The sequence below is a fragment of the Streptomyces coerulescens genome (assembly GCF_042657965.1).
Classification (GTDB): Bacteria; Actinomycetota; Actinomycetes; order Streptomycetales; family Streptomycetaceae; genus Streptomyces; species Streptomyces coerulescens.
Genome location: NZ_JBHSKM010000019.1, coordinates 736,157 through 759,233, shown reverse-complemented (window position 1 = coordinate 759,233; position 23,077 = coordinate 736,157). Strand labels below are relative to the sequence as shown.

Genomic DNA, 23,077 nt, shown 5'->3' with positions numbered 1-23,077 from the left:
CGGGGGAGAATGGGCGGGTGATGGGTGGCGTGAGCAAGACGAACGGCGGTGTCGCCGGTGCTGTCGGCGGCTCGGGGAGCGGGGGCGTGAACCTGGGGGCCCTGCGCAGCCACAACGCAGCGCTCGTGCTCGATCTGCTGCGCACGGCCGGTCCCGAGGGGATCAGCCGGCTCGAACTGGCCGAGCGCACCGGGCTCACCCCGCAGGCCGTCAGCAAGATCACCGCCCGGCTGCGCGAGGACGGGCTCGCGGCGGAGGCGGGGCGCCGGGCGTCGACCGGGGGCAAGCCGCGCACGGTGCTGCGGCTGGTGCCGGAGGCCGGGCACGCGGTCGGGGTGCATCTGGACCGGGACGAGCTGACGGCCGTGCTCTGCGATCTGACCGGCGCCGTGGTGGCACGGCGCGGCGCCCCGCTCGATCTGGGGGCGGGCGCGGAGACGGTCGTCGCGCGGGCGGTGCGTGAGGTGCGGGAACTGGCGGGCGAGGCGGGCCGGCCGGGGGCGGTGCTCGGCGTCGGGGTGGCGCTGCCCGGGCCGCTGGACCATCGGCGCGGTGTGCTGCACCGGGTCACCGGGTTCCCTGAGTGGAACGGCTTCCCGCTGCGGGACGTGCTCGCGCGACGGCTCGCGCTGCCGGTCGTCGTCGACAAGGACACCAACGCCGCCGCGCTCCGGCTCGCGGTCGCGGGCGAGGCCGGAGCCTTCGCGTCCTTCGCGTATCTGCACTTCGGGGCCGGGCTGGGCGGAGGGCTCGTGATCGGGGGAGCGGTGCACCGGGGCACCCGTACGGGTGCCGGGGAGTTCGGGCACCAGGTGGTGCAGCTGGACGGGCCGGCCTGCGGGTGCGGCAACCGCGGCTGCGTGGAGGCGCTGTGCCTGGCGGCCGTGGCGCGCGGCGACGCGGCGGAGGCGGCACGCGTGCTCGGCACGGCGGCCGGCAACCTGGTCGCCCTGCTCGACGTCGACCTCGTCCTGCTGGGCGGCCGCACGGTCGCCACCGCCCCGGAGACCTTCGTACGGGGAGTCGCCGCCGTCCTCGACGCACGCGCGGGCCGCGCGGGCGAGGACCCGGTGCCGGTACGGGTCGTTCCCGGTGAGGGGCGCGGGGTGGCCGAGGGCGCGGCCCAGCTGCTGCTGGCGCCGTTGTTCGGGCGGGCGGAGGGCTGAGAACGGGGGGAGGGTCGAGGACGGGGGAGGGCTGAGAACGGGGAAGGGGCGCGTGCGCTGATCGAGGGGACTTGCGGTGCCGCACGGAATGGCTCCACCCCGTAACCGCCCCCACGCGGCATGGTCATGTGATGATGCGACTGCACACATCTGTCCCTCTCTGCCTCGCAGCCGCCGCCCTCCTTGCCGCGGTGCCCGCGGCGCCCGCGGTGTCGGTCGAGCCGTCGGCCCCGCTGCCCGGTTGCGCCTCCGGTGACGGGGACTTCCCCCTCACCACCCGCCTCCACGGCGGCCCCGCCTCCTACGCGGCCGGCGGCGGATTCGGCACCTGGTACCTGAACCTCACCAACACCACCGGCCGGACCTGCACCGGCATCCACCCCGTCGTCGTCCTGGTCGACGGCAAGCGGGCACTCAAGCCGTCCCAGCCCCGGCTGGAGTTCTACGGCGGCCCGGACGGCGCCGGCCCGCACGCCGTCCACTTCGAGACCACCGACCAGGACGAACTCGTCGGCGCCTTCGACGGCTTCGACGGCTTCACCGTCGGCCCCCGCAGGACCGTCACCGTGAAGATCCGGCTGGCCATCACCTCGGACGCCGTACCGAACCAGGTCACCGCCAACGCGGCCGTCGTGCAGCGGCACGAGGGCGACGGCGACTGGGTCGGCCAGTCCAACGACTACCGCTTCGCGATCGAGGCCGGCGCCACCGGCACTCCCGACACGGAGGACCGGTTCGACGCCGCCGACCAGAGCCGCCCGGTCGACCCGTCCTACCAGGACGCCTCGGCAGGACCGGACAGCTCGGCCTCTCCCGGCGCCGACCCGGCCGACGGCCGGCTCACCCTCGCCGACGAACTCGCGCGCACCGGCCTCACCTCGGCCCCTGGTGTCACCCTGGCCGCCACCCTGGCCCTTCTGCTGACCGGCGCCGGCCTTCTGATCGTCCGCAGGCGCCGCTGAAGCCACGCCCCCGGTCCGGCCGCGCGGAGGCGCCGACCCGAACGCCCGCCCCGTCTGCGACGATCCCTGCGTGGACTACCCGAACGACCAGGCCCCCGGCGCCCCCGTGCGCCAGGGCATCCCTGAGCACGGCCGCATCCCGAAGTACTACGCGGTCAAGGCCCGGCTCGACCACGTCATCGGCGCGCTCGACGAGGGCGACCCGCTGCCCACCGAGCGCGACCTCTCCGAGGAGTACGAGGTCGCCCGCGAGACCGTCCGGCAGGCGATCCGCGAACTCGTGCTGGAGGGCAAGCTGCGGCGGCAGGGGCGGGGCACGGTCGTCGCCGGGCCCAAGCTCGAACAGCCCCTCTCCCTCGCCAGCTACACCGAGGGTGTCCGTCGGCAGGGGCGAACCCCCGGCCGTACCCTTGTGACCCTCGACCGCTTCCCCTGCCCCGCCGCCCTCGCCGCGGAGGCCGGCCTCGAACGCGGCGAACCGGTCTGGCACCTGGAGCGCGTCCTGCTCGCCGACGACGAGCGGGTCGGCCTGGAGAGCACCTATGTCGCCGTCGCCCGGGTGCCGCGCCTGGACGTCGACTTCGACCCCGACTCCTCCTTCTACGCCTTCCTGCACCGCCACGGCATCGCGTTCGGCGACGCCGACGAACGCATCGAGACTGTGCTGGCCACCCCGCGCGAGGCGCTGCTCATCGGCACCCCGCCCGCCCTGCCGATGCTGCTGATCCACCGGATCTCCCGGGACACCGAGGGCCGGCCGCTGGAGCGGGTGCGGACGCTGTACCGGGGCGACCGGTTCTCGTTCAGCACGCATCTACGGGGATGAAAAGTCCAGAAGTGCACCCCTTCGACCCTCGCTTGAATATCACGAAAAGATAACGGGTCTAGCCCAAACGTGATAGCCAGTTCACGCTCTCGTTGTCAGCCGGACCCTTCCGGTTACCCGATCCCGAGGAGCGTTGCCGTCGTGAGAGTGATAGTCGTCGGAGCCGGCGTGGTGGGCACCATGCACGCCTGGCAAGCAGTGGAACGCGGCCATGAGGTCGTACAGATCGAGCGCGAGGCGGAGGCTCGCGGCGCGTCGTTGCGCAACTTCGGACAGATCTGGGTGAGCGGACGCGCGGCCGGCGAGGAGCTGGCCACCGCGCTGCGGGCCCGGGAGCTGTGGGAGGGGATCGGGGCCCGTGTGCCGGGACTCGGCTTCCGGCCGAACGGCTCCCTGACCCCCGTCCGCAGCGCCCTGGAGCTCGCCGTCGCCGAGGCCGCCGTGGCCCGCGAGGACGCCGCCACCCGCGGCCACAAGCTGCTCACCCCCGACGAGGCGCGGGCACTGAACCCCGCCCTGCGCGGCGAGTTCACCGCCGCCCTGTACTGCGAGCGCGACGCCGCCGTCGAGCCGCGCACCGCACAACTCGCCCTGCGCGAGGAGCTGCTGAAGTCCCCGAACTACACGTTCAGGCCGGGCCGCGAGGTCCGCGAGGTCATCGGTACCGGCGCCGTCGACGACCACGGCGATGTGCACCGCGGCGACGTCGTCGTGCTGTGCACCGGCGCCTGGCTCGGCGGCCTGGTCCGCGAGCTGGCCGGCTCCGATCTGCCGGTGCGCCGCGTCCGCCTGCAGATGATGCAGACCGACCCGCTCGGCGAACCGCTGACCACCTCCGTCGCCGACGCGGACAGCTTCCGCTACTACCCGGCCTACGCCTCCGAGGCGCTCGACGCCCTCAACGCCGGCCAGGCACAGGCGCGGACCGCCGCGGCCCACCGGATGCAGCTGCTGATGGTGCAGCGCGCCGACGGCGGACTGACCATCGGCGACACCCACGAGTACGAGCACCCCTTCGCCTTCGACACCGTCGAGGACCCCTACGACCACCTCACCGAGGTCGTCGAGTCCCTCCTCGGCCGCCCGCTGCCGAAGATCCGGCGCCGCTGGGCCGGGGTGTACGCGCAGTGCACCGACCCGGGGCGGGTGGTGCACCGGCAACAGGTGCGCGACGGGGTGTGGCTGGTCACCGGGCCCGGCGGGCGCGGCATGACCTGCTCTCCCGCGATAGCCGAGACCACCGCGAACGAACTGGGCTGGTAACACATATGACGCTCCATCAGGACATCCGGCTCGTCGTCCTCGACATGGCGGGCACGACCGTCGCCGACGGCGGCCTCGTCGAGCGGGCCTTCGCGGCGGCCGCACGGCACGTCGGCGCGGACCCCGAGGCCGGTATCGACCACGTCCGCGCCACCATGGGCGAGTCCAAGATCTCCGTCTTCCGGCATCTGTTCGGCGACGAGACCAAGGCGCAGGAGGCCAACAAGGCCTTCGAGGCCGCCTACGCCGAACTCGTCGACGCCGGCGAGGTCGCGGCCCTGCCCGGCGCCCGCGAGGCCATCGAGGAACTCACGGCCCAGGGCCGCACCGTCGTACTGAGCACCGGCTTCGCGCGGCCCACCCAGGACGCGATCCTGGCCGCGCTCGGCTGGCAGGACCTGGTGCCCCTCGCGCTGTGCCCGGCGGACGCCGGGGGCCGGGGGCGGCCGTACCCCGACATGGTCCTCACCGCCTTTCTGCGGACGCGGGCCGTCGACGCCGTCCACCAGGTCGCCGTCGTCGGCGACACCTCCTACGACATGCTCAGCGGGGTCCGGGCCGGCGCGGGCCTGGTCGCCGGGGTCCTGACCGGCGCGCACGACGCGGACGCGCTGCGGGCGGCCGGCGCCACCCATGTGCTGGACGGCGTGGCGCAGTTGCCGGGAGTGCTCACATGAAGGGCGGCATCCGCTTCGACTCGGTGACGGTCGCCTACGACGGCAACGTCGTCCTCGACTCCCTCGACCTCACCGTCGAGCCCGGCGAGGTCATGGCGCTGCTCGGGCCGTCCGGATCCGGCAAGACCACCGCGCTGCGGGCGGTCGCCGGGTTCGTACGGCCCGCCTCCGGGCGGGTGTTCCTCGGCGGGCGGGACGTCACGGACCTGCCGCCCTACGCGCGCGGCATCGGGATGGTCGTCCAGCAGTACGCCCTGTTCCCGCACATGCGGGTCGAGGAGAACGTCGCGTTCGGACTGAAGGCGCAGCGGGTGCCGCGCGGTGAGATCCGCGGGCGGGTCGCCGAGACCCTGGAGATGACCGGCATGGCCGGGTACGCCCGCCGCTACCCGCGCGAGCTCTCCGGCGGCCAGCAGCAGCGGGTCGCCATCGCCCGCGCGCTCGCCATCCGCCCCGGCGTCCTCCTCCTCGACGAGCCGCTCTCCGCGCTCGACGCCCGCCTGCGCTCCGGCATGCTGGCCGAACTGGCGCGCCTGCACCGCGAGTTGCCCGAGGTGACGATGCTCTACGTCACCCACGACCAGGTCGAGGCGCTCACGCTCGCCGACCGGATCGCGGTGATGGACAGTGCGCGGTTGCGGGCATGCGGGACGCCGAGGGAGCTGTACCGGTCTCCGGCCGACGAGTTCACGGCGTGCTTCGTCGGCAATGCCAACCTGCTGCCGGTGACGGTCGGTTCGGGCGGCGTCGCCTTCGGGGGCGGTGAGCTGAAGGTGGACACGGGGGGTGTCGCGCCGGGTGCGAGGGCGACGCTGTGCGTACGGCCCCATCTCGTCGGGCTCGGCGACGGGCCGAACCGGCTCGCCGGGACGGTGAGTGAGATTCAGTGGCGCGGGGCGACGCATCGGCTGTACGTCGAGGTGGACGGCCACCGGATGATCGCGGATCTGCGGGAGCTCAAGGATCCGCCTGCTCACGGTGACTCTGTGACCCTGCACTTCTCGCCGGAAGATGCGACGTTGCTGGCTGCGGGAGTGAGCGATGGATGAGGTCGTTCGTCGGCTGCGGGCTGGTGGGGGTTGGTCGCGCAGTTCCCCGCGCCCCTGGGTGGGTGCCGTCCCGCCAGTCGTCCTGCTGGCGCTCTTTTTCGTCTACCCCCTCGCCCTCGTAGTCCAGCAGTCCTTCCAGCCCGACTCCGGGGGCACCTCCCTCCAGCCGTACGCCGACGTCTTCGCCTCGACCGCCTTCCGTGAAGCCCTCTGGACCACCGTCTGGATCGCCGTCGCCTCCACCGTCGGCTGTCTGGTCCTCGGCTTCGTGCTCGCGCTGGTCATCGCCTTCGTGCCCTTCCCGGGCGCCAGGGCCGTCGCCAGGTTCGTGGACGTCTTCCTCACCTTCCCGTCCTTCCTGATCACCCTGGCCCTGCTGTTCATCTACGGCACGACCGGCATCGTCGGTTCCTTCCAGTTCCTCACCACCCCCTGGGGCGTGCTGCTGGCCGAGGTCACCTACTTCACGCCCTTCGTCGTACGCCCGCTGCTCGCGGCCTTCTCCCAGCTGGACACCGCCCAGCTGGAGGCGGCCGGTTCGCTCGGCGCCCGGCCGCTGCGCATCGTGCGCCGGGTGATCCTGCCCGAGGCGCTGCCCGCTCTCGCCGCGGGCGGCAGCCTCGTGCTGGTCCTGTGCCTCAACGAGTTCGGGATCGTCCTGTTCACCGGCGCGAAAGGCGTCACGACCCTGCCGATGCTCGTCTACAGCAAGGCGATCCTGGAGTCCGACTACCCGGGCGCCTGTGTGGTCGCCGTCGTCAACGTCCTGATCTCCGTGGGCCTGTACGGCCTCTACCGGGTGGTGAGCCGCCGTGCTGGTGCATAGCCGCGGGGCGCGGTGGGCCGTATGGCTGCTGTTCCTCGTCCTCTTCCTGCCCCTGTTCGCCCTTCCCCTCCTCGTCGTCCTCGGCGCCTCCTTCGCCACCAACTGGTCGGGCGTGCTGCCCTCCGGCTTCACCACCGGGCACTACACGACCGCCACCCGCGGCGAGGCCCTCCAGGCCCTCACCACCAGCCTGGTCACGGCCGCCGCCGCGAGCCTGCTCGCCCTGGTCACCGGCACCTGGGCCGCTCTCGCGGCGGCCGCGCTGAAGAAGAGCCACCGCCGGGTCATGGACGCCCTGTTCGTCCTCCCGCTCGCCGTGCCCTCGGTGGTCGTCGGCCTCGCGATCCTGGTCGCCTTCTCCGAGCCGCCGTTCCTGCTCAACGGCACCCGCTGGATCGTGATCGTCGCCCACACCGTCCTGGTCACCGCCTTCGCCCACCAGTCCGTGTCCGCCGCCCTGGCCCGCCTCGACCCTGCCTACGAGCAGGCCGCCGCCTCCCTCGGCGCCCGGCCCGCGTACGTCCTGCGGCGGGTCAGGCTGCCCCTCCTGCTGCCGTCGCTCACCGCCGCGGCCGGCCTCTGCTTCGCCCTGTCCATGGGCGAGTTGAGCGCCACGATGATGCTCTACCCGCCCGACTGGACCCCGATGCCCGTCCTGATCTACGCGGCCACCGACCGCGGCGCCCTCTTCGCCGGCTCCGCCCTCGCGGTGGTCCTGATGACGGCCACGCTGCTCGCCCTGTTCGCCGTCTCCCGCGTGCGCACCAAAGCCTCCTACCGCTGACCCGACGCCCCTCCCCGTGCAAGGAGTTCACTTCGTCATGCCCAGAAACACCCTCAAGCTCGCCCTCGCCCTCCCCCTGCTGGCCGCCCCGGCACTGTCCGCGTGCGGCACCGGCACCGCCGCCTCCGACGAGAAGGTCGTCACCGTCTACAGCGCCGACGGTCTCAAGGGCGAGAAAGGCGACGGCTGGTACGACCGGATCTTCAAGGACTTCGAGAAGCAGACCGGCATCAAGGTCGAGTACGTCGAGGGCGGCTCCGGCGAGATGGTGCAGCGCGCCGCCCGCGAGAAGCGCAACCCGCAGGCCGATCTCCTCGTCACGCTCCCGCCGTTCATCCAGCAGGCCGACGGCAAGGGCCTGCTCCAGAAGTACGCCCCCAAGGGCTCCGACCAGGTCAGCGGAGCCGACAAGGGCGCCGACGCCACCTGGACGTCGGTCGTCAACAACTACTTCGGCTTCATCTACAACAAGAAGGAGCTGAAGCAGGCGCCCAGGACCTGGGACGAGCTCCTCGACGGCACGTACAAGAACAAGCTCCAGTACTCCACGCCGGGCATCGCCGGCGACGGGACCGCCGTCCTCATCAAGGCCATGCACGACTTCGGCGGACAGCAGCCCGCCCTGGACTACCTCGGCGATCTCCAGTCCAACAACGTCGGCCCGTCCGCCTCCACCGGCAAGCTCGCCCCCAAGGTCGACAAGGGCGAACTCCTCGTCGCCAACGGTGACGTCCAGATGAACTTCGCCCAGTCCAAGACCATGCCGAACCTCGGCATCTGGTTCCCCGCGAAGGACGGCGGCAGGCCCACCACGTTCGCCCTGCCCTACGCCGCCGGACTCGTCACCGACGCCCCGCACACCGAGAACGGCAAGAAGCTCCTCGACTTCATGCTGAGCCAGCGCGCCCAGCGGCAGGTCAGCGAGATCGGCGGCGGCTTCAGCGCCCGGGGGGACGTCAAGGCCACCGACGCCAATGCCATCGCGCTCGCCAAGCTCATGGACGGCGTCGAGGTCTTCGAGCCCGACTGGAACGACATCGACAAGAACCTCACGACGTATGTCGACGCCTGGAAGTCGGCCACCGGCAGCTGATCCGCCCCCTCAAGGCCACACACGAGGGCCATATCCATAGCACCGAGACCACATCCGCACAGCCGCACCACCGCAACGCCCCTGGCACCACCACCGGGGGCGTCGGCATGCCCGCACCCCCGTCCCCAGGAGGATCACGTGACATCGCACCTGTCCCGCCGCACCGTCCTCACCACCACCGCGGCGGCCGCCACCACCGTCGCCCTCGGCGCCGCCACCGCCTCGCAGGCCCACGCCGTCCCCACCCTCCCCAACGGCACCAGCGACGACAAGGTGCTCGTCATCGGCATGGACGGCCTGCGCCACGACCGCATCGACGCGGCGAACGCCCCGCACCTGAAGGCCATGATGAACGAGGGCACCTACGGCACCTCGCTGCTGTACGCGAATCCGATGGCCGCCACGTCCTCCGGCCCCGGCTGGTCCACCATCTCCACCGGTGTGTGGCCCGACAAGCACGGCGTGAAGGACAACACCTTCGCCGGCAAGAAGTACGGCCAGTATCCCGGCTTGCTCGCCCGCCTCGCCCAGGTGCGGCCCGCGCTGTCCACCTACGCGGCCGTCGACTGGAAGCCCCTGGACACCCAGGGCACCGTCACCCCCGGCGCCGACGCCAAACTGGTCCTCGACGGCGACCGCGACGGCTACACCGGCCACGACGCCACCATCGCCGCCGAGACCGAGGCGATCATCCGCGACCAGAACCCCGACGTGATGTTCGTGTACTTCGGCCAGTCCGACATCGTCGGCCACAACCAGGGCGCCGGCAGCCAGGCCTACCTCGACCAGATCGCCGTACAGGACGCCTACGTCGGCCGGCTGCGCGCCGCGATCAAGGCCCGGCCCTCCTACGCCTCCGAGCGCTGGACGGTCGTCGTCGCCACCGACCACGGCCACCTCGACGCGGGCGGCCACGGCGGCTCCTCCATCGAGGAGCGGCGCACCTTCGTCCTGGCCACCGGGCCCGGCATCGCGGCGGGCGCCCGCCCGATCGACACCCGGCTGGTCGATGTCGTACCCACCGTCCTGAAGCAGCTCGGCATCACGCCCGATCCCGCCTGGGGCCTGGACGGCAAGCCGGTCCAGGAGCGCTCCACCGACCCCTTCGAGGCGCTGCGACCGTCCCTGACCGGGCGCGTCGACGAGACCGGCATCCCGGCCGGCGTGCTCGGGTTCACGCACACCGCGCCCGGCGGCTGGTCCGTCATCAACAACGCGATGGGCACCGGCGGGATGACCGAGTGGCGCGGCTGGTCCTTCGCCACCGACGAGTTCTGGTCCCGCACCCAGCGCGACCAGTGGCGCGAGCTCAACGTCCGCGCACGGGGCGTGTTCGCGGTCGCCGACTCCGACGAGTGGTCGGACAAGTCCTTCTCCGGCCCCTACGACTCGACCCTGGTCACACCCGCGTACGACGTCACCGGCTGGTCCAAGGCCCGGCTGGACTTCACCACGCTCTACCGGCAGGAGGGCGCCCAGCAGGCCCAGGTCCTCGCGTCCTTCAACGGCGGCACCCCCACCGTCGTCAAGAGCTACACCTCCGACGTCGTCTCCCAGCCGCAGTCGCTGACCGTCGCCGTCCCCGCCGGAGCCACGAGCGTTCACTTCCGGTTCCGCTACACCGGCTCCAACAATTGGTACTGGGTGATCGACGGGGTCAGGATCAGCCAGTCCTGATTACCCTGGGGGCGTCGGTACGGCGTGGTTCCGGCGCCCCCAGCTCGTCCCGTACGCAGGCCAGGAGAGTCACAGCACCATGGCAGACCGCAAGCCCATCGAGTCATGGCTCACCGACATGGACGGTGTGCTCATCCACGAGGGCGTTCCGATCCCCGGCGCCGACGCCTTCATCAAGAAGCTGCGCGAGTCCGGCAAGCCCTTCCTCGTGCTCACCAACAACTCGATCTACACCCCGCGCGACCTGCACGCCCGGCTCAACCGCATGGGCCTGGAAGTGCCGATCGAGAACATCTGGACCTCGGCGCTCGCCACCGCCAAGTTCCTCGACGACCAGCGCCCCGGCGGCTCGGCGTACGTCATCGGCGAGGCCGGCCTGACCACCGCGCTGCACGACATCGGCTACATCCTCACCGACCACGACCCCGACTACGTCGTCCTCGGCGAGACCCGCACCTACTCCTTCGAGGCCATGACCAAGGCCGTCCGGCTCATCAACGCCGGCGCCCGCTTCATCTGCACCAACCCCGACGAGACCGGCCCGTCGACCGAGGGCCCGCTGCCCGCGACCGGCGCCGTCGCCGCGCTGATCACCAAGGCCACCGGCAAGCAGCCGTACTTCGCCGGCAAGCCGAACCCGCTGATGATGCGCACCGGCCTGAACGCCATCGGCGCGCACTCCGAGACCAGCGCCATGATCGGCGACCGCATGGACACCGACGTGCTGGCCGGCATGGAGGCCGGCATGCAGACGTTCCTGGTGCTCACCGGCCTGACCCGGCCCGAGCAGGTGGAGAACTTCCCGTACCGCCCGTCCACGATCGTCGACTCCATCGCGGACCTCGTCGACAGGATCTGAAACCCTTCCCACCCACGACACGACCCATACGGAGCAACGCGGGCCCCGCTGAGGATGCGGGGCCCGCCCCATGGGGGGAGCCTCCAGGTATCTGGAGGTTCACGATGGGATCACTGCGGGTCACTCTCTGTACGATCGCCGCCCTCGGGGCGGTCGCCGTCACTCCGGCGGCCCACGCGACGGACGGAGGCGTCTCGCTGAGTCCGTCGTCCCCGCACCCGGGCGGCGATGTCGCCCTACGGGTGAGCGGATGCCCGCAGCGGACCGCCACGGCCGTCTCCGGGGCGTTCGTCGCCGACGCCCGCCTCACCGTCGCGGGCGACGGCACCCTCGTCGGTGAGAGCCGCGTCCGCTCCACCGCCAGGTCGGGCCGCTACGACGTACGGATCGCCTGCGGAGATGTATCCCGCACGGGCGCCGTCACCGTCGCCGCCAAGGCCGCCGGGCACCCCGTACGGCACGGACCGCAACCGGCGGCCTCCGCCTCTCCCACGGCCCCCGTCCGGGCCGGCGGCGGGGGCACGTCCAGGCTCGCCATGGTGGACGCCCGGGAGGCAGGGCCCGGTACGGCCCACACCGTGACCGGGCTGATCCTGGCGGGCGTGGCCGCCACGGCCGTGGCCCTGCGCAGCGCCCGCCGCGGCAGACGGTCACGCTGACCATGGCCGAGCGAGAAGACTCCGGCTTGCGCGGCCGGTTCCTCATGGGCGTGGCCTGGACCGTGCTGCTGCTCGGGCTGTGGCTGTGGGGCAGAGAGCTCACCGACGTCCGGCAGGGCGGGGCCACCCCGGTGTCCGGCGACGTCGCCGCGGTCGGGCGCCCGGCCCCCGCACAACTGCCGCCCGCCGCCCGCCCGTTGGCCGGCGCACCGCCCCAGCGCCTCGACATCCCCGCGCTCGACGTGCGCGCACCGGTCGTCGCCCGCGGGCTCGACGCGCACGCCGCGATCGATCCGCCGCCCTACGCACAGGCCGCCGCCGTCGGCTGGTACGCGGCCGGCGTGAAGCCGGGAGCGGCGGGCGCCGCGCTGATGGTGGGGCATGTCGACACCGAGACCCGGCCCGCCGTCTTCCACCGCCTCGGCGCGCTGCGCCCCGGCGCGACGGTCCGGGTGCTGCGCGAGGACGGCAGGGTCGCCGAGTTCACCGTGGACGACGTCCGCATCGTCCCCCGCGACCGCTTCGACGCCCACCAGGTCTACGGGGCCCACCGGCCGGGCCGCGCCGAACTGCGCCTGATCACCTGCGCCGGCACCTTCGACCGCGCGAGCCGCGCCTATACGGCGAACGTCGTCGTTTCGGCGTATCTGACGGGCACGGGGCGGTGACGAAAACCGGGCGCACCAGGCCCGGTCGGCGACCTGCTCCCCCCGAAGCCGCCGACCGGACCGGTCCTCGACCGCGGGCGCACGGGCTGCGGGAGTAACCCGGCGTCCGGCGCGGGAGGCCTTGTGCGAACCGATGGAGATCGTTCGACCGGGGGCTGGGGTCGTCCGGGGACGACTCTAGAACTTAAGACGGCCCAGGGCCTAGGGAAAGGCGACAGAGCTCTGGGGAAGGGCGTCACGGGCCGCTACGGGCGCTCCTCGTCGTCCCCCCGCTCCGCCGCCCGGCGCAGCCCGGCGTCGTCCGCGACCCGGTCGATGACCGCCCGCGCCACCGTGTCCAGGGACAGCTGGTGCCGGCGCGCGTAGTGCCGCAGCGCCACGAAGGCGTCGTCGGCGGCCGTGTTCCAGCGCTCGGCGAGCATGCCCTTGGCCTGCTCGATGCGGACCCTGCTGGACAGGGCCTGCTGCAACTGCCCGGCGAGGGTGCGGCACTGCACATAGGTGCTGTTGTTCTCCAGGCCGAGGGCCGCGCAGTCCGCGATGAGCTGGGCCGGCCGCAGCGCCTCGCCGGGCAGGGCCGCGCCGAAGACGTTGAGGGCGCCGAGCAGCCGCTCCCGGCGGCGCAGCGGCACCGCGAAGGTGGTCGTGATGTCGTACGCCTGCGCCCGCCGCGTGAACTCGGGCCAGCGGCCCGCCGCCCGCGCCGTCTCGATGGACACCGGCGGCACCGGCCGGCCCGAGCCGTAGCACTCCAGGCAGGGCCCGTCGCCGTGCTGCGCCCGCAGTAGTTCCAGGCCGAGCTCCCGCTGCGCGCCGCCCGCGGCCAGCGACACCGCCCGGCCCTCGTCGATCAGCATGATCCCGGCCGACCGCGCGGACAGCAGCCGCACGCAGTGCTCGGCGACGCCCGATAAGTAGTGTTCGGCCTCGAACCCCTCCACGAGGGTGTCCGCGGTCTCCACCAGCATCTGCGCCAGCCGGATCTCCCGGGCGTAGTGGTGCATGACCGCACCGTCCCTTCCCCTGTCTCCCCTGTGCCCGACTGTGGGCTTCGCAGCCATCACAGTGGCTGTAACAGCTCCCCGACAAGGCTCGACGACCTCGTTCGCCCCACGACACGTATGTCAGGATTGAGCCTTGGAACGAAGCACCCGAGGGGGAGCTGGATGTACCTGAAGAGGGGGGCCTGGAGGGGCGCTCGCGCGCGGACGTCCGCGATGCTGCTGGGGGCGGCACTACTGATCGCGGGATGTTCCTCCGGGGACGGAGACGAACCGGACGACAACGCCGGCGCCGGGATCACCCAACAGCCGAAGGGCACCGACCCGTTCTGGGTGAACCCGGACGGGAACGCGGCCCAGCAGGTGGCCGACTACGTCAAGGACGGCAAGAAGGAGGACGCCGAGGAGATCCGCAAGATAGCGCAGCAGCCGACGGGCGAGTGGATCGGCCCGGAGAACCCGGAGGACGAGGCCCGCGGCTACACGGAGGCCGCCGACAAGGCGGGCCGTACGGCCCTGCTGGTCCTCTACAACATCCCGCACCGCGACTGCGGCCAGTACTCCCAGGGCGGCGCCGCCGACGGCAACGCCTACCGGGACTGGATCGACGGGGTGGCCAAGGGCATCGAGGACCGCGCCGCGACGGTGATCCTGGAGCCGGACGCGCTGCTGCACCTGGTCGACGGCTGCACCCCGGACGAGTTCCACGAGGAGCGCTACGACCTCCTCAAGGGCGCCATCACCAAGCTCAAGTCCCTGAAGAACACCAAGGTCTACGTGGACGCGGGCAACGCCGGCTGGGGTCATCCCGACCAGATCTTCGAGCCCCTGAAGTGGGCGGGCATCGACCAGGCCGACGGCTTCTCGGTCAACGTCTCCAACTTCTACACGACCAAGGACTCGATCGCGTACGGCAAGCAGCTCTCCACCAAGGTGGGCAACAAGCCCTTCGTGATCGACACCAGCCGCAACGGCAACGGCCCCTACACCGAGGGCGACCCCAACGAACGCTGGTGCAACCCACCCGGCCGAGCCCTGGGCGAAACCCCGACGACCAAGACCCCCGACCCGCTGGTCGATGCCTTCGTCTGGGTCAAACGCCCAGGAGAGTCGGACGGCGAATGCAAGGGCGGCCCGAAGGCGGGCGAGTGGTGGGCCGACTACGCCTTGAAACTGGCGAAAGCAACAACGCCGTAGGGGCGCGGGGAACTGCGCGACAAGCCACAGCGCTCCCGCACCCAACGCACCACGTGCGGGAGCGCTACGGCACTCGAACCCACTGCGCCTTGGAAGGCGTCCCCTGGTCATCCGTCACAAACAGCATGTACCACCCGGACGGAACCAGATTCCGATTGGTCGGCACACTGACCGTGATCTTGTCCCCGGCCTTCTTGAAGTCCAGCTTCACCGACCGCTGATCCACGTCCGTGACATGCGTGGACGCGCTCGGCCGCATCAGCCGCACGTTCTCGATGGACGAGGCGTGCTGCGAGGTGAACGTGCCCGTCCCGCCCCGCTTGATGGTCTGCGGCCCGCCCGACAGCGACGGCTGCGCGTCCCGGTACAGATACGGCGGGGTGTAGATCTCGATCCGCTGCTCGAACTTGCCCGGCTTGGTGTTGGCCTTGTCGGCGTAGAGCGAGTCCGATCCGAAGAACATCACACGGCCGTCGGGCAGCAGGATCGACCCCGAGTGGTAGTTACGGCCCACCAGCGGGTCGGCCACCCGGTCGAGCTCGCTCGCGCCCGGCCGGTACAGGTGCGCCTGCAGGATGTTGGAGTCGCCGCGCCCCCGGTAGTCCTCCGAGCCACCCGACACCAGCACACTGTCGTCCGGCAGCACCGACGCCTGCGGATACCGCGTGCCCTTCTCCAGCGACGGCCCGTCCACGAACTTCGGGGCGTCGTCCTTCAGGTCGATGATCCGCGTCTTCTCGCTGGACTCCTTGGACTCGCCGACGCCACCGCCGCCGATCACCATGTACTTCTCGTCCTGCGCCGGCGGCAGCAGCACCGTGCCCGAGGTCTCCATCAGCTTCGGATCGCTCAGACCGGGCAGCTTGCTGAACTTGTTGGTGTCCACGTCCCAGATGCCGGGCTCGCGGCCCACGTTGTCGGGCCCGTAGCCGGCATTCGAACCCGAGTAGAAGATCTTGCCGTTCTCCAGCGGGAACAGCGCCGGGTACGTCGGGAACTGCCGCACCTTCGGGGTGTACGTCCACTTCTTGGTCTTCGGGTCGTACACCTCGTTCTTGCCCGGCACCAGCTGACCGATGTCGTCGAGGCCGGAGACGCTGAGGATCTTGCCGTCGCTCAGGGTGGTGAGCGTCGGGTACCAGCGGGCCTCCTTCATCGGGTCGACCTTGATGTACTTCTCGGCGACCGGGTCGAACTCATAGGCATCCCGGATGCCCTGGAAGTCCTTCTTGTCGAGGGCGAGCTTCTGCGCGATGCCGTACGTGTTGCGCGCGTCGGTGCCCGACAGGCCCTGGATCCGGTAGTTGTCCTGGGTGCCGGTCTCGTACTTGGCGCCCTTCCGCTGCGCCTCGACGTAGATCCGGCCGAGACCGGGGTCATTGCGCAGGAACTCGCCGGTCGCCTTGTCGAAGACCTTCTTGGCGCGCGGCACCAGCACCGGGTCCTTGGAGACGAACGTCTTGCCGTTCTCCTTGCCGGTGAACTTGGTGCCCGCGGGCAGCGTGATCGGCTCGTCCGGGTTCTCGTTGTGGACGATCATCAGGCCGCCGGCCTTGGTGACGTCACCCTTGAGCTTCTCGTACCGCTTCGTACCGCCCGCGATCAGCAGGTTGCCGTTGGACAGCTGGGTGTGGCCCGTGCAGAACAGGTCGTTCGGCGTCGGCACCTTCTTGATGGTGCCCTTGACCGGGTCCCAGATCCGGGTGTCGTACTTCTTCGCGTCGAAGTTGTCCTGGTTGTTGCCCGAGCCCGCGATCAGGAGCACCTTGCCGGTGTGCAGGAGCGCCGCGTGGATGGTGTTCTGGCGGTACTCCTCGGGGAAATCCACGATCTCCCACTTGCCGTTCTCGGCTTTGTACTCGGGCTTGTTGATTTGGTACTGGTGGTATTTCTCGGTGCCGACGCGATAGAGCCACGGCCCGTTCATTCCGGCCAGCGCGAGCACCACCGCCGTGCCTATCGCGAGTCGACGGGCGCGGCGGCGGCCTGCACGGTCGTTCATTCCTTACGTCCCCCAAGTCCACCAAGGGCGATCTGCATCGTCTGGTCATTTCCGCCGCTGCCCGACGCGGCCCAACTCGGTTTGTGCTGGCCGTGCTGGCCGTGCTGACCGTGGGGCGTGTGCGGCGGCGTGGCGTGCGTGGGCATCGGCTGCGGCTGGTACGGAGCCGCGGTCGCGCCCGTCGCCACCGCGTCCTGCGGCCCGGTCCGGTCCGCCACGGTCGCGGCGGGCTGCTTCCTCTCCTGACGCAGCATGTAGCGCCAGGCGAAGATCGGCGTCGCCGTGATCAGCATGGCAAACGTCGCCCAGATGATCATCGCGGGGTGCGAGTGCCCGTACACGAACCCGGCGGCGATGGACGCGCCGAAGATCACGATGAAGTACCAGTGGTAGCGGAAGGTCCCGAACCACCGGTCGGGGCTCGCGGAATCGCCCTTGGGCGTCACCACGAACTTGCTCTTCTTCCGCAGCACCGAGTCGATGAGCGCCTTCGCGTACAGCGGCGCCGACAGCGCGGACATCACCATGCCGGCCACACCGCCGGAGCCCTCGGGCTCGTGCGGCGAGACGTTGTGGCGGCGGTTCCAGACGTACAGGCCGATCTGGAGCGCGGAGGCGTTGCCGTAGAGCATCAGCCAGATCGTCGGGTCGATGTTCACACCCGAGGCGCCCAGGCCCAGGAACAGCGCACAGCTCAGCGCCGCCAGGATCCAGTTGAGGGCGGACATCGGGTAGAAGATGATCATCATCGTGTAGTTGAAGAGCTTGCTCGGCGGCAGCGAGTACCAGCCCTTCCAGTACTGCTTGAGGATCGTCTCGTACGTCCCTCGCGACCAGCGCATCTGCTGGGTGAAGAAGTCGGTCCAGGCGCTCGGCCCCTCACCGACGGCGAGCACGTCCGGCGTGTACACGGACCGCCACTTCTTGCCCGTGGCCGGGTTCTTGTGGCGGTGGATCTCGAACCCGGTGGCCATGTCCTCGGTGATCGAGTCGTACAGGCCGCCGATCTGCTTGAGCGCCTTGATGCGTACGGCGTTCGACGTACCCACGAACATCGGGGCGCCGTACTTGTTGCCGGCGCGCTGGATGAGGGCGTGGAAGAGGAACTGCTGCGACTCGGCGGCCTTGGTGACGAAGTTGTCGTAGTTGCCGTAGACCTGCGGGCCGATGACGAAGCCGACGTTCGGGTCGCGGAAGAAGCCGAGCATCCGCTCCAGGTAGTTCGGCAGCGGCACGTGGTCGGTGTCGACCGAGGCGAAGAAGTCGTAGTCGTCGCCGTGCGCGTCCAGCCAGGCGTTGTAGTTGCCGTGCTTGGTCTTGGCGCGGTGCGGGCCCTTGGCCTGGTTCCACTTGGCGATGCCCTTGCGGGAGAAGTGGTGCACGCCGAGCCGGGCGCACACCTCCTTGACCTCCGGGTCGTCCCCTTCATCCAGCAGCCAGACGTGCATCAGGCCCCGGTGGCGCAGCTTGACGGCCGCCTCCAGGGTCTTCGTCACCATCTCCAGCGGCTCCTTGCCGGGCACGAAGGAGGTCAGGAAGGCCACTCTCGTGCCGGTCTCGGGCACCACCGGGATCGGGTCGCGGGCGACCAGGGTGGCGTGCGCGTTGGAGAGCACGTTCATGCAGCGGAAGAACTCGATCAGGCCGATCGAGACGAGCATGACGATGTCGAGCGCCGGCAGGAAGTCGAAGGCGGGATAGTCCCGTTCGGTCCAGTGCTCGGGTTGCAGCAGCCAGAACAGCAGCACCAGCGAGAGGATCGGAGCCGCGGCGAGCATCAGGGCGACCCTGATCCGGTGCGGCTCCTGCGAGATCAGCGAGCGGTACTGGACCCGGTACGGCTTGTTCGGGTCGGGCTGGGTGAGGGGACCGGCCAGCCGGCTGTAGTGCTCGTAGTCGTACCTCGGCAGCGTCTTCTTGATCCGGCGGAACGTGCCCGTCCGGGTTTGCGAAGGCACCCGGAGCTGGGTGGTCTGAGACGGGTCGAAGTTCTGCCGGGCGCCCGTCGGCGTCGACGTCATGAGTCATCCCCCCACACGCAGGTCACCGCGTGTCTGTCGGTTCCTTGTACGACTGTGTCGATCCCCCTCGACCTTCACAGGCGTATCAGTGGTGGGCCGCAGTCACCACATCCTCCACACCTTAGACATGGAACCGCGACCTTCCGGTTGCATCATGCCCCCCTCGGCATGAGGTCATGAACGGGGCCCCCTACTCCCCGCAAAAACCGGCAACCGGTTTCTTGCCCCCCAACTACCGCGTATCCGCAGCATCTTGGTAAACCCATCCCCAAGGTTCTACGGCGGTCCGCATGATCGCAAGATGCGAAACGAGGTGTTTACCGGTCATACGCGCTCATTGTGGCACCTGTGGGGGTGTTGTGTATCCGTTGTGGACACGCGGGCGCGGATGTTGCCGAAGTGCTCCCGTATGGCCCCCTCTGCCCGTATCGCGTCGCCGGACCGCACCGCGTCCACGATCTCCCGGTGCTGCCGGCAGGTGACCAGGGGATCCTGCGGAGCACCCCCGAGGTCGGTGTGGACCCGGTGGAAGGCGTCCCAGAACGCCTCCAGGACCTCGCCCAGCAACGCGTTGTCCAGCCCCCGGTAGAGGGTGGCGTGAAACGCCCGGTCGGTCTCGGCGATGCCGTCGCCGCCCAGCGCGGCCTGCTCTTCCATACGGTCCACGAGCGCGTCCAGTTCAACGAGGTCGGTGTCCGGGAGCCGTCCTGCGAGCCGCGCCACCAGTCCCGTCTCCACGGCCTCCCGCAGCTGCACCAGCTGGAGCAGGGTGTCCTCGCCGCGGTGATGCCCGGCGACGGTGCGAAACGCAAGCCCCTCGACCATCGGCGCCAGCGACATCGTCCCGACGTACGTCCCGAACCCGTGCCTGATCTCCACGATGCCCATCGCCTGCAAACCCTTGAGCGCCTCACGCACGGAGTTCCGGCTGGCCCCCAGGTGAGCCATCAGCTCGGGCTCGGTCGGCAGCGGGGCCCCGGAGGCCAGCCGACGGTCGATGATGAGCTTCTTGATCCGCTCCTGCAGGTCACGAGCTGCCATGGCCAGAGGGTATCCGGCCAAACACAAAGGAAGCCCCCCGCTTGCACGAGGGGCTTCCTGCACAGTCTGTGCGCCGCCAGGGACTCGAACCCCGGACCCGCTGATTAAGAGTCAGCTGCTCTAACCAACTGAGCTAGCGGCGCCTGCTGACGGCGTTGACTCTACATGACCTGCGGGGGTGCTCCGGACCAAGGGGGCGGGGTGGATCGGGGGCGGCGGGGTCTGTAAACCATTCGGACCGTCAACATGCGAATGCCGAAGACAGTTGAGAAACTGACGGCGTGTACAGCCGCGGACATTTCCGACTGGAGTGTGAGGGGAATCGCATGGAGGCTCGGACTCCGGTATTCGAGGAAATCGATCCCGGGGGTGACTGCGACTGCCCCGGATGCGTCCACTGGAGACGGGTCCTACCGCATTCCACGACCGGCCGACATCCGGCCGCGTACCGGGCGCTGCTTCTCGCCGCAGCCGCCTCCACCACCGTCGTCGTCGGCCACACGGCCCCCGCTCTCGCCGCTCCCCACACCCTCGACCGTCCGGCCGTTCCCGCAGGTGACGAGCCCAATACACCCCAAGGAGGCAAGGCCCCGCTGCATGGTCCCGGCGGGAAGCCGGCCCAGCCGGCCAGCCCGGCCAAGGCGCCCGCGACCACCCGCGCGGAGATCATCAAACGGGCCAAGAAATGGGTCACGGCGAAGGTGCCGTACAGCATGTCCAGGTACTGGTCGGACGGATACCGGCAGGACTGTTCCGGATTCGTCTCGATGGCCTGGAGTCTGCCCGGAAACGAATGGACCGGCAGCCTCGGTCAGTACGGCGTCCGTATCACCAAGGCGGAACTCCAGCCCGGTGACATGCTGCTGTTCCATAATCTCGCTGACCCCCAGAAAGGCTCGCACGTAGTAATTTTCGGCGGCTGGACGGACCACAAGCGCACCCACTACAGCGCCTACGAGTTGGCTCCCCCGCACGCCCGGCGGAAGACCACCCCGTACGCCTATTGGAAGCACTCCGACCGCTATGTGGCCTACCGCTACAAGGGCCTCACGAGCGGCGGCTCGGGCAAGAAATCGGACGCCGATCAGCCGGACACCGGTCAGCCGGACCCCACCGGGTCGGGCACCGGTCAGCAGGGCACCGGTCAGCCGGACACCGCTGTGCCCGCGAGCCTGAAGAGCCCGGCGCCCTACCCGGGGCGGGCGCACTTCGGGCCCGGGGTCAACAACAAGCACGTCACCGAGCTGGGCCGGATGCTCGTCGAGCGCGGTGCCGGCCGCTACTACACCTCCGGTCCGGGCCCGCGCTGGACGGGCGCGGACCGCAGGGCCACCCGGGCCTTCCAGCTCGCACAGGGCTGGCGGGGCCGGGACGCGGACGGGCTGCCGGGGCCGGACACGTGGGCGCTGCTGGCGACCGGCAAGGGCAAGGACATCCCTGCGGAAGCGACCGGATCCTCGCCGCAGCAGCAGCCGTCCTCGCACGGGGTGCCCGGCTATCCGGGGCGGGCGCTGTTCCGGCCGGGCGCCGAGAACCCGTACGTGACCCAGCTCGGCCGGCAGCTGGTGACGAAGGGGTTCGGCAAGCACTACCGGACCGGGCCGGGTCCGCGCTGGAGCGAGGCGGACCGGCGTGCCGTCGAGGCGTTCCAGCGCGCCCAGGGCTGGCGCGGCGGCGCGGCGGACGGCTATCCGGGCCCGGAGACCTGGCGGCGGCTGTTCGCGTGACGGACCCGCCCGGAGGTGCGGGATTTCGGGGCCGCGATGACATCGGGGCCGTAAGGACATCAGGGGCAGAGGGGCAGAGGGGCATGGGCATTCCGGAGTGCCGGACACCCCCATAGCGGTACGACCCACGGCGGAACGACCCACGGCGGTACGACTCATGGCGGTACTGCCCGTCGCGGTACGACCCGTCGCAGTACGACCCACGGCTGCACCACCACGGCTGGACCACCCTGGCTGGACCACCGGCCGGACCACCACCACGGCCGCACGACCACGGCCGCACAACCTTCCTGTGACGCATCTGGCGCGGAGGCTGGAGGCAACGCATGACCACGACCACTTCTCACACACCCGAGCCCGAAGGGCTCGCCGGGTCGACCGAGGCGCCACCTCGGCCGGCCCGGCTCATCCAGAACGAGGCCACCACCGAGATCCCTGTCCATCTGCTGTTCCGTGACGAGGCGGGCCCGGTGTCCGTGCCGCTCAGACCGACGGTCGTGGCACGCCGGCAGGGCACGGGGGAGCAGCCTCGTCTGCGCCGCCCGGTCCAGCCGAAGCCGCGTCCCGAACTCCAGGTCGACCCCGAGCTGGTGGAGCGGCCCGCGCGAGTGCTGCCCGGGGCGGCGGGCGTGCTCGCCGGGGCCTGCGGGGCCATCGGCTGTCTGGCCGTGTCGTGGTGGGCCGGCCTGCTGCCGCCACCGGCGGTGCAGGCGCTGGGGCTGCCGGTGCCGGCGGGCGCGGGGCTGGGCCCGGCCCACTGGGTGGCGTACGCGGGAGCCGCGGCGCTGGGGCTGCTCGGTTTCGGCGGGCTGGCGCGCGGCGTGACCGGACGGGCCTGGGTGCTCGGGCTGTTCGGACGCTACCGGGGGACGGTCCGGCGCACCGGCCTGATGTGGGTCAACCCGCTGCTGCTGCGCCGCCGGGTCGACGTACGGCTGCGGCACTGGCGCAGCGAGCCGTTGCCGGCGGCCGACGGCAACGGGGTCGCGCTTCGGGCGGTCGTCCAGGTGGTGTGGCGGGTGAAGGACACCGCGCGGGCGCTGCTCGGGGTGGAGGACCACGAGTCGTATCTGCGCGAGTGCGTCGAGGTGGCGCTGGCCCGGGTGCCGGTGGAGATGCCGGGCGGCCCGCGGGGCTGCGTCGAGGCGACCGGTGAGTCACTGACGCGGCTGGTGGTGCGGGACGCGGACGCGGTCGGGCTCGAGGTGTTCTCGGTGCGGCCGGTGCGGGTGGAGTACGCGCCCGAGGTCGCGGCCGCCATGCACCGGCGCCGTATCGCCGCGCTGGAGGCGCAGGACCGGGCCACCATGGTCGACTCGGTCGTCGACTCGGTGGAGGACACGGTGACGCGGCTGACGATGCGGGGCCTGGTCGAGCTGGACGACTACGAACGCAAGGCGCTGGTCAAGGACTTGACGGTGGCGTTCAGCGCGGGGCGGGGGGAGACGGCGATCTGACAGCCCCCTGCGACGGCGCGGCCGGCCCCTCGAACATGTTCCCCGATTGGTATGGACATGTTCAACAGTCAGCAATAATCTGAGACTTGGTCTAGACCTGCAAGCTCGCCGAACTTCCCCCA

The 23,077-nt window shown here is 70.8% G+C and carries 20 protein-coding genes and 1 tRNA gene; 16 read left to right on the top strand and 5 right to left on the bottom strand.

Annotated elements, in window-relative coordinates:
- Positions 1–20: 20 nt before the first annotated feature.
- The 13 genes from ACFPQ9_RS26565 (at position 21) to ACFPQ9_RS26505 (ending at position 12,509) form a co-directional block, all read left to right on the top strand.
- Complete coding sequence (locus ACFPQ9_RS26565; protein WP_380858163.1) at positions 21–1,166, top strand: ROK family transcriptional regulator; 1,146 nt, start codon at positions 21–23, stop codon at positions 1,164–1,166.
- A gap of 134 nt (positions 1,167–1,300) precedes the next feature.
- On the top strand, positions 1,301–2,128 hold the full coding sequence (locus tag ACFPQ9_RS26560) for a hypothetical protein (RefSeq protein WP_380858689.1): 828 nt from the start codon (positions 1,301–1,303) through the stop codon (positions 2,126–2,128).
- A gap of 70 nt (positions 2,129–2,198) precedes the next feature.
- Positions 2,199–2,954: a GntR family transcriptional regulator gene (locus ACFPQ9_RS26555; protein WP_380858160.1), complete on the top strand. Its 756-nt coding sequence runs from the start codon at positions 2,199–2,201 to the stop codon at positions 2,952–2,954.
- A 141-nt stretch (positions 2,955–3,095) separates the two neighbouring features.
- Positions 3,096–4,217, top strand: a complete 1,122-nt coding sequence (locus ACFPQ9_RS26550; protein WP_380858157.1) for a TIGR03364 family FAD-dependent oxidoreductase — start codon at positions 3,096–3,098, stop codon at positions 4,215–4,217.
- Between the two features lie 5 nt (positions 4,218–4,222).
- Entirely contained in the window at positions 4,223–4,894 is a 672-nt protein-coding gene (locus tag ACFPQ9_RS26545; RefSeq protein WP_380858154.1) for a phosphonatase-like hydrolase, read from the top strand.
- A complete protein-coding gene (locus ACFPQ9_RS26540; RefSeq protein ID WP_380858151.1) occupies positions 4,891–5,943 on the top strand; it encodes an ABC transporter ATP-binding protein in 1,053 nt (350 codons plus the stop codon). The genes ACFPQ9_RS26545 and ACFPQ9_RS26540 overlap by 4 nt, the downstream gene beginning before the upstream one ends.
- The gene (locus ACFPQ9_RS26535) at positions 5,936–6,769 is read left to right on the top strand and encodes a 2-aminoethylphosphonate ABC transporter permease subunit (RefSeq protein ID WP_380858148.1); all 834 of its coding nucleotides are present in this window, start codon (positions 5,936–5,938) and stop codon (positions 6,767–6,769) included. Before ACFPQ9_RS26540 ends, ACFPQ9_RS26535 begins: the two co-directional genes overlap by 8 nt.
- Positions 6,756–7,553, top strand: coding sequence for an ABC transporter permease (locus ACFPQ9_RS26530; RefSeq protein WP_380858146.1), 798 nt, complete (start codon positions 6,756–6,758; stop codon positions 7,551–7,553). Before ACFPQ9_RS26535 ends, ACFPQ9_RS26530 begins: the two co-directional genes overlap by 14 nt.
- A 37-nt stretch (positions 7,554–7,590) precedes the next feature.
- Positions 7,591–8,646: a 2-aminoethylphosphonate ABC transporter substrate-binding protein gene (locus ACFPQ9_RS26525; protein WP_380858143.1), complete on the top strand. Its 1,056-nt coding sequence runs from the start codon at positions 7,591–7,593 to the stop codon at positions 8,644–8,646.
- A 138-nt stretch (positions 8,647–8,784) separates the two neighbouring features.
- A complete protein-coding gene (locus tag ACFPQ9_RS26520; protein WP_380858140.1) occupies positions 8,785–10,323 on the top strand; it encodes an alkaline phosphatase family protein in 1,539 nt (512 codons plus the stop codon).
- 79 nt (positions 10,324–10,402) lie between these two features.
- Entirely contained in the window at positions 10,403–11,182 is a 780-nt protein-coding gene (locus ACFPQ9_RS26515) for an HAD-IIA family hydrolase (protein WP_380858137.1), read from the top strand.
- A 104-nt stretch (positions 11,183–11,286) separates the two neighbouring features.
- Positions 11,287–11,841 carry a hypothetical protein gene (locus ACFPQ9_RS26510; RefSeq protein ID WP_380858134.1) on the top strand — a complete coding sequence of 185 codons (555 nt, stop codon included), beginning with the start codon at positions 11,287–11,289 and terminating at the stop codon, positions 11,839–11,841.
- 2 nt (positions 11,842–11,843) lie between these two features.
- Positions 11,844–12,509 carry a class F sortase gene (locus ACFPQ9_RS26505; protein ID WP_380858131.1) on the top strand — a complete coding sequence of 222 codons (666 nt, stop codon included), beginning with the start codon at positions 11,844–11,846 and terminating at the stop codon, positions 12,507–12,509.
- A 245-nt stretch (positions 12,510–12,754) separates the two neighbouring features.
- On the opposite strand, the gene ACFPQ9_RS26500 is transcribed toward ACFPQ9_RS26505, so the two are convergent.
- A complete protein-coding gene (locus tag ACFPQ9_RS26500; RefSeq protein ID WP_380858128.1) occupies positions 12,755–13,513 on the bottom strand; it encodes a GAF and ANTAR domain-containing protein in 759 nt (252 codons plus the stop codon).
- Between the two features lie 162 nt (positions 13,514–13,675).
- Between ACFPQ9_RS26500 and ACFPQ9_RS26495 the strand changes: the two genes are divergently transcribed.
- Positions 13,676–14,707 (top strand): glycoside hydrolase family 6 protein, encoded by a 1,032-nt coding sequence (locus ACFPQ9_RS26495; protein WP_380858125.1) that lies wholly within the window; start codon positions 13,676–13,678, stop codon positions 14,705–14,707.
- Positions 14,708–14,771: 64 nt separating this feature from the next.
- On the opposite strand, the gene glxA is transcribed toward ACFPQ9_RS26495, so the two are convergent.
- The 4 genes from glxA to ACFPQ9_RS26475 form a co-directional block, all read right to left on the bottom strand.
- Complete coding sequence (glxA, locus tag ACFPQ9_RS26490; RefSeq protein WP_380858122.1) at positions 14,772–16,709, bottom strand: radical copper oxidase GlxA; 1,938 nt, start codon at positions 16,707–16,709, stop codon at positions 14,772–14,774.
- A complete protein-coding gene (locus ACFPQ9_RS26485) occupies positions 16,706–18,730 on the bottom strand; it encodes a glycosyltransferase family 2 protein (protein ID WP_380858119.1) in 2,025 nt (674 codons plus the stop codon). Before ACFPQ9_RS26485 ends, glxA begins: the two co-directional genes overlap by 4 nt.
- 324 nt (positions 18,731–19,054) lie before the next feature.
- The gene (locus tag ACFPQ9_RS26480) at positions 19,055–19,771 is read right to left on the bottom strand and encodes a FadR/GntR family transcriptional regulator (RefSeq protein WP_380858116.1); all 717 of its coding nucleotides are present in this window, start codon (positions 19,769–19,771) and stop codon (positions 19,055–19,057) included.
- A 69-nt stretch (positions 19,772–19,840) separates the two neighbouring features.
- Positions 19,841–19,914, bottom strand: a tRNA-Lys gene (locus tag ACFPQ9_RS26475).
- 183 nt (positions 19,915–20,097) lie between these two features.
- Between ACFPQ9_RS26475 and ACFPQ9_RS26470 the strand changes: the two genes are divergently transcribed.
- Entirely contained in the window at positions 20,098–21,498 is a 1,401-nt protein-coding gene (locus ACFPQ9_RS26470; protein ID WP_380858113.1) for a peptidoglycan-binding protein, read from the top strand.
- A 326-nt stretch (positions 21,499–21,824) separates the two neighbouring features.
- Entirely contained in the window at positions 21,825–22,955 is a 1,131-nt protein-coding gene (locus ACFPQ9_RS26465) for an SPFH domain-containing protein (RefSeq protein ID WP_380858110.1), read from the top strand.
- Positions 22,956–23,077 lie beyond the last annotated feature (122 nt).

What these genes read in the sequence shown, in the direction of transcription:
- ACFPQ9_RS26540 (WP_380858151.1), top strand. Translation starts at nt 4,891, where the DNA reads ATGAAGGGCGGCATCCGCTTCGACTCGGTGACGGTCGCCTACGACGGC.
- ACFPQ9_RS26515 (WP_380858137.1), top strand. Translation starts at nt 10,403, where the DNA reads ATGGCAGACCGCAAGCCCATCGAGTCATGGCTCACCGACATGGACGGT.
- ACFPQ9_RS26560 (WP_380858689.1), top strand. Translation starts at nt 1,301, where the DNA reads ATGCGACTGCACACATCTGTCCCTCTCTGCCTCGCAGCCGCCGCCCTC.
- ACFPQ9_RS26465 (WP_380858110.1), top strand. Translation starts at nt 21,825, where the DNA reads ATGACCACGACCACTTCTCACACACCCGAGCCCGAAGGGCTCGCCGGG.
- ACFPQ9_RS26535 (WP_380858148.1), top strand. Translation starts at nt 5,936, where the DNA reads ATGGATGAGGTCGTTCGTCGGCTGCGGGCTGGTGGGGGTTGGTCGCGC.
- ACFPQ9_RS26545 (WP_380858154.1), top strand. Translation starts at nt 4,223, where the DNA reads ATGACGCTCCATCAGGACATCCGGCTCGTCGTCCTCGACATGGCGGGC.
- ACFPQ9_RS26495 (WP_380858125.1), top strand. Translation starts at nt 13,676, where the DNA reads ATGTACCTGAAGAGGGGGGCCTGGAGGGGCGCTCGCGCGCGGACGTCC.
- ACFPQ9_RS26500 (WP_380858128.1), bottom strand. Translation starts at nt 13,513, where the DNA reads ATGCACCACTACGCCCGGGAGATCCGGCTGGCGCAGATGCTGGTGGAG.
- ACFPQ9_RS26470 (WP_380858113.1), top strand. Translation starts at nt 20,098, where the DNA reads ATGGAGGCTCGGACTCCGGTATTCGAGGAAATCGATCCCGGGGGTGAC.
- ACFPQ9_RS26480 (WP_380858116.1), bottom strand. Translation starts at nt 19,771, where the DNA reads ATGGCAGCTCGTGACCTGCAGGAGCGGATCAAGAAGCTCATCATCGAC.
- ACFPQ9_RS26505 (WP_380858131.1), top strand. Translation starts at nt 11,844, where the DNA reads ATGGCCGAGCGAGAAGACTCCGGCTTGCGCGGCCGGTTCCTCATGGGC.
- ACFPQ9_RS26510 (WP_380858134.1), top strand. Translation starts at nt 11,287, where the DNA reads ATGGGATCACTGCGGGTCACTCTCTGTACGATCGCCGCCCTCGGGGCG.
- ACFPQ9_RS26485 (WP_380858119.1), bottom strand. Translation starts at nt 18,730, where the DNA reads ATGACGTCGACGCCGACGGGCGCCCGGCAGAACTTCGACCCGTCTCAG.
- ACFPQ9_RS26525 (WP_380858143.1), top strand. Translation starts at nt 7,591, where the DNA reads ATGCCCAGAAACACCCTCAAGCTCGCCCTCGCCCTCCCCCTGCTGGCC.
- glxA (WP_380858122.1), bottom strand. Translation starts at nt 16,709, where the DNA reads ATGAACGACCGTGCAGGCCGCCGCCGCGCCCGTCGACTCGCGATAGGC.
- ACFPQ9_RS26565 (WP_380858163.1), top strand. Translation starts at nt 21, where the DNA reads ATGGGTGGCGTGAGCAAGACGAACGGCGGTGTCGCCGGTGCTGTCGGC.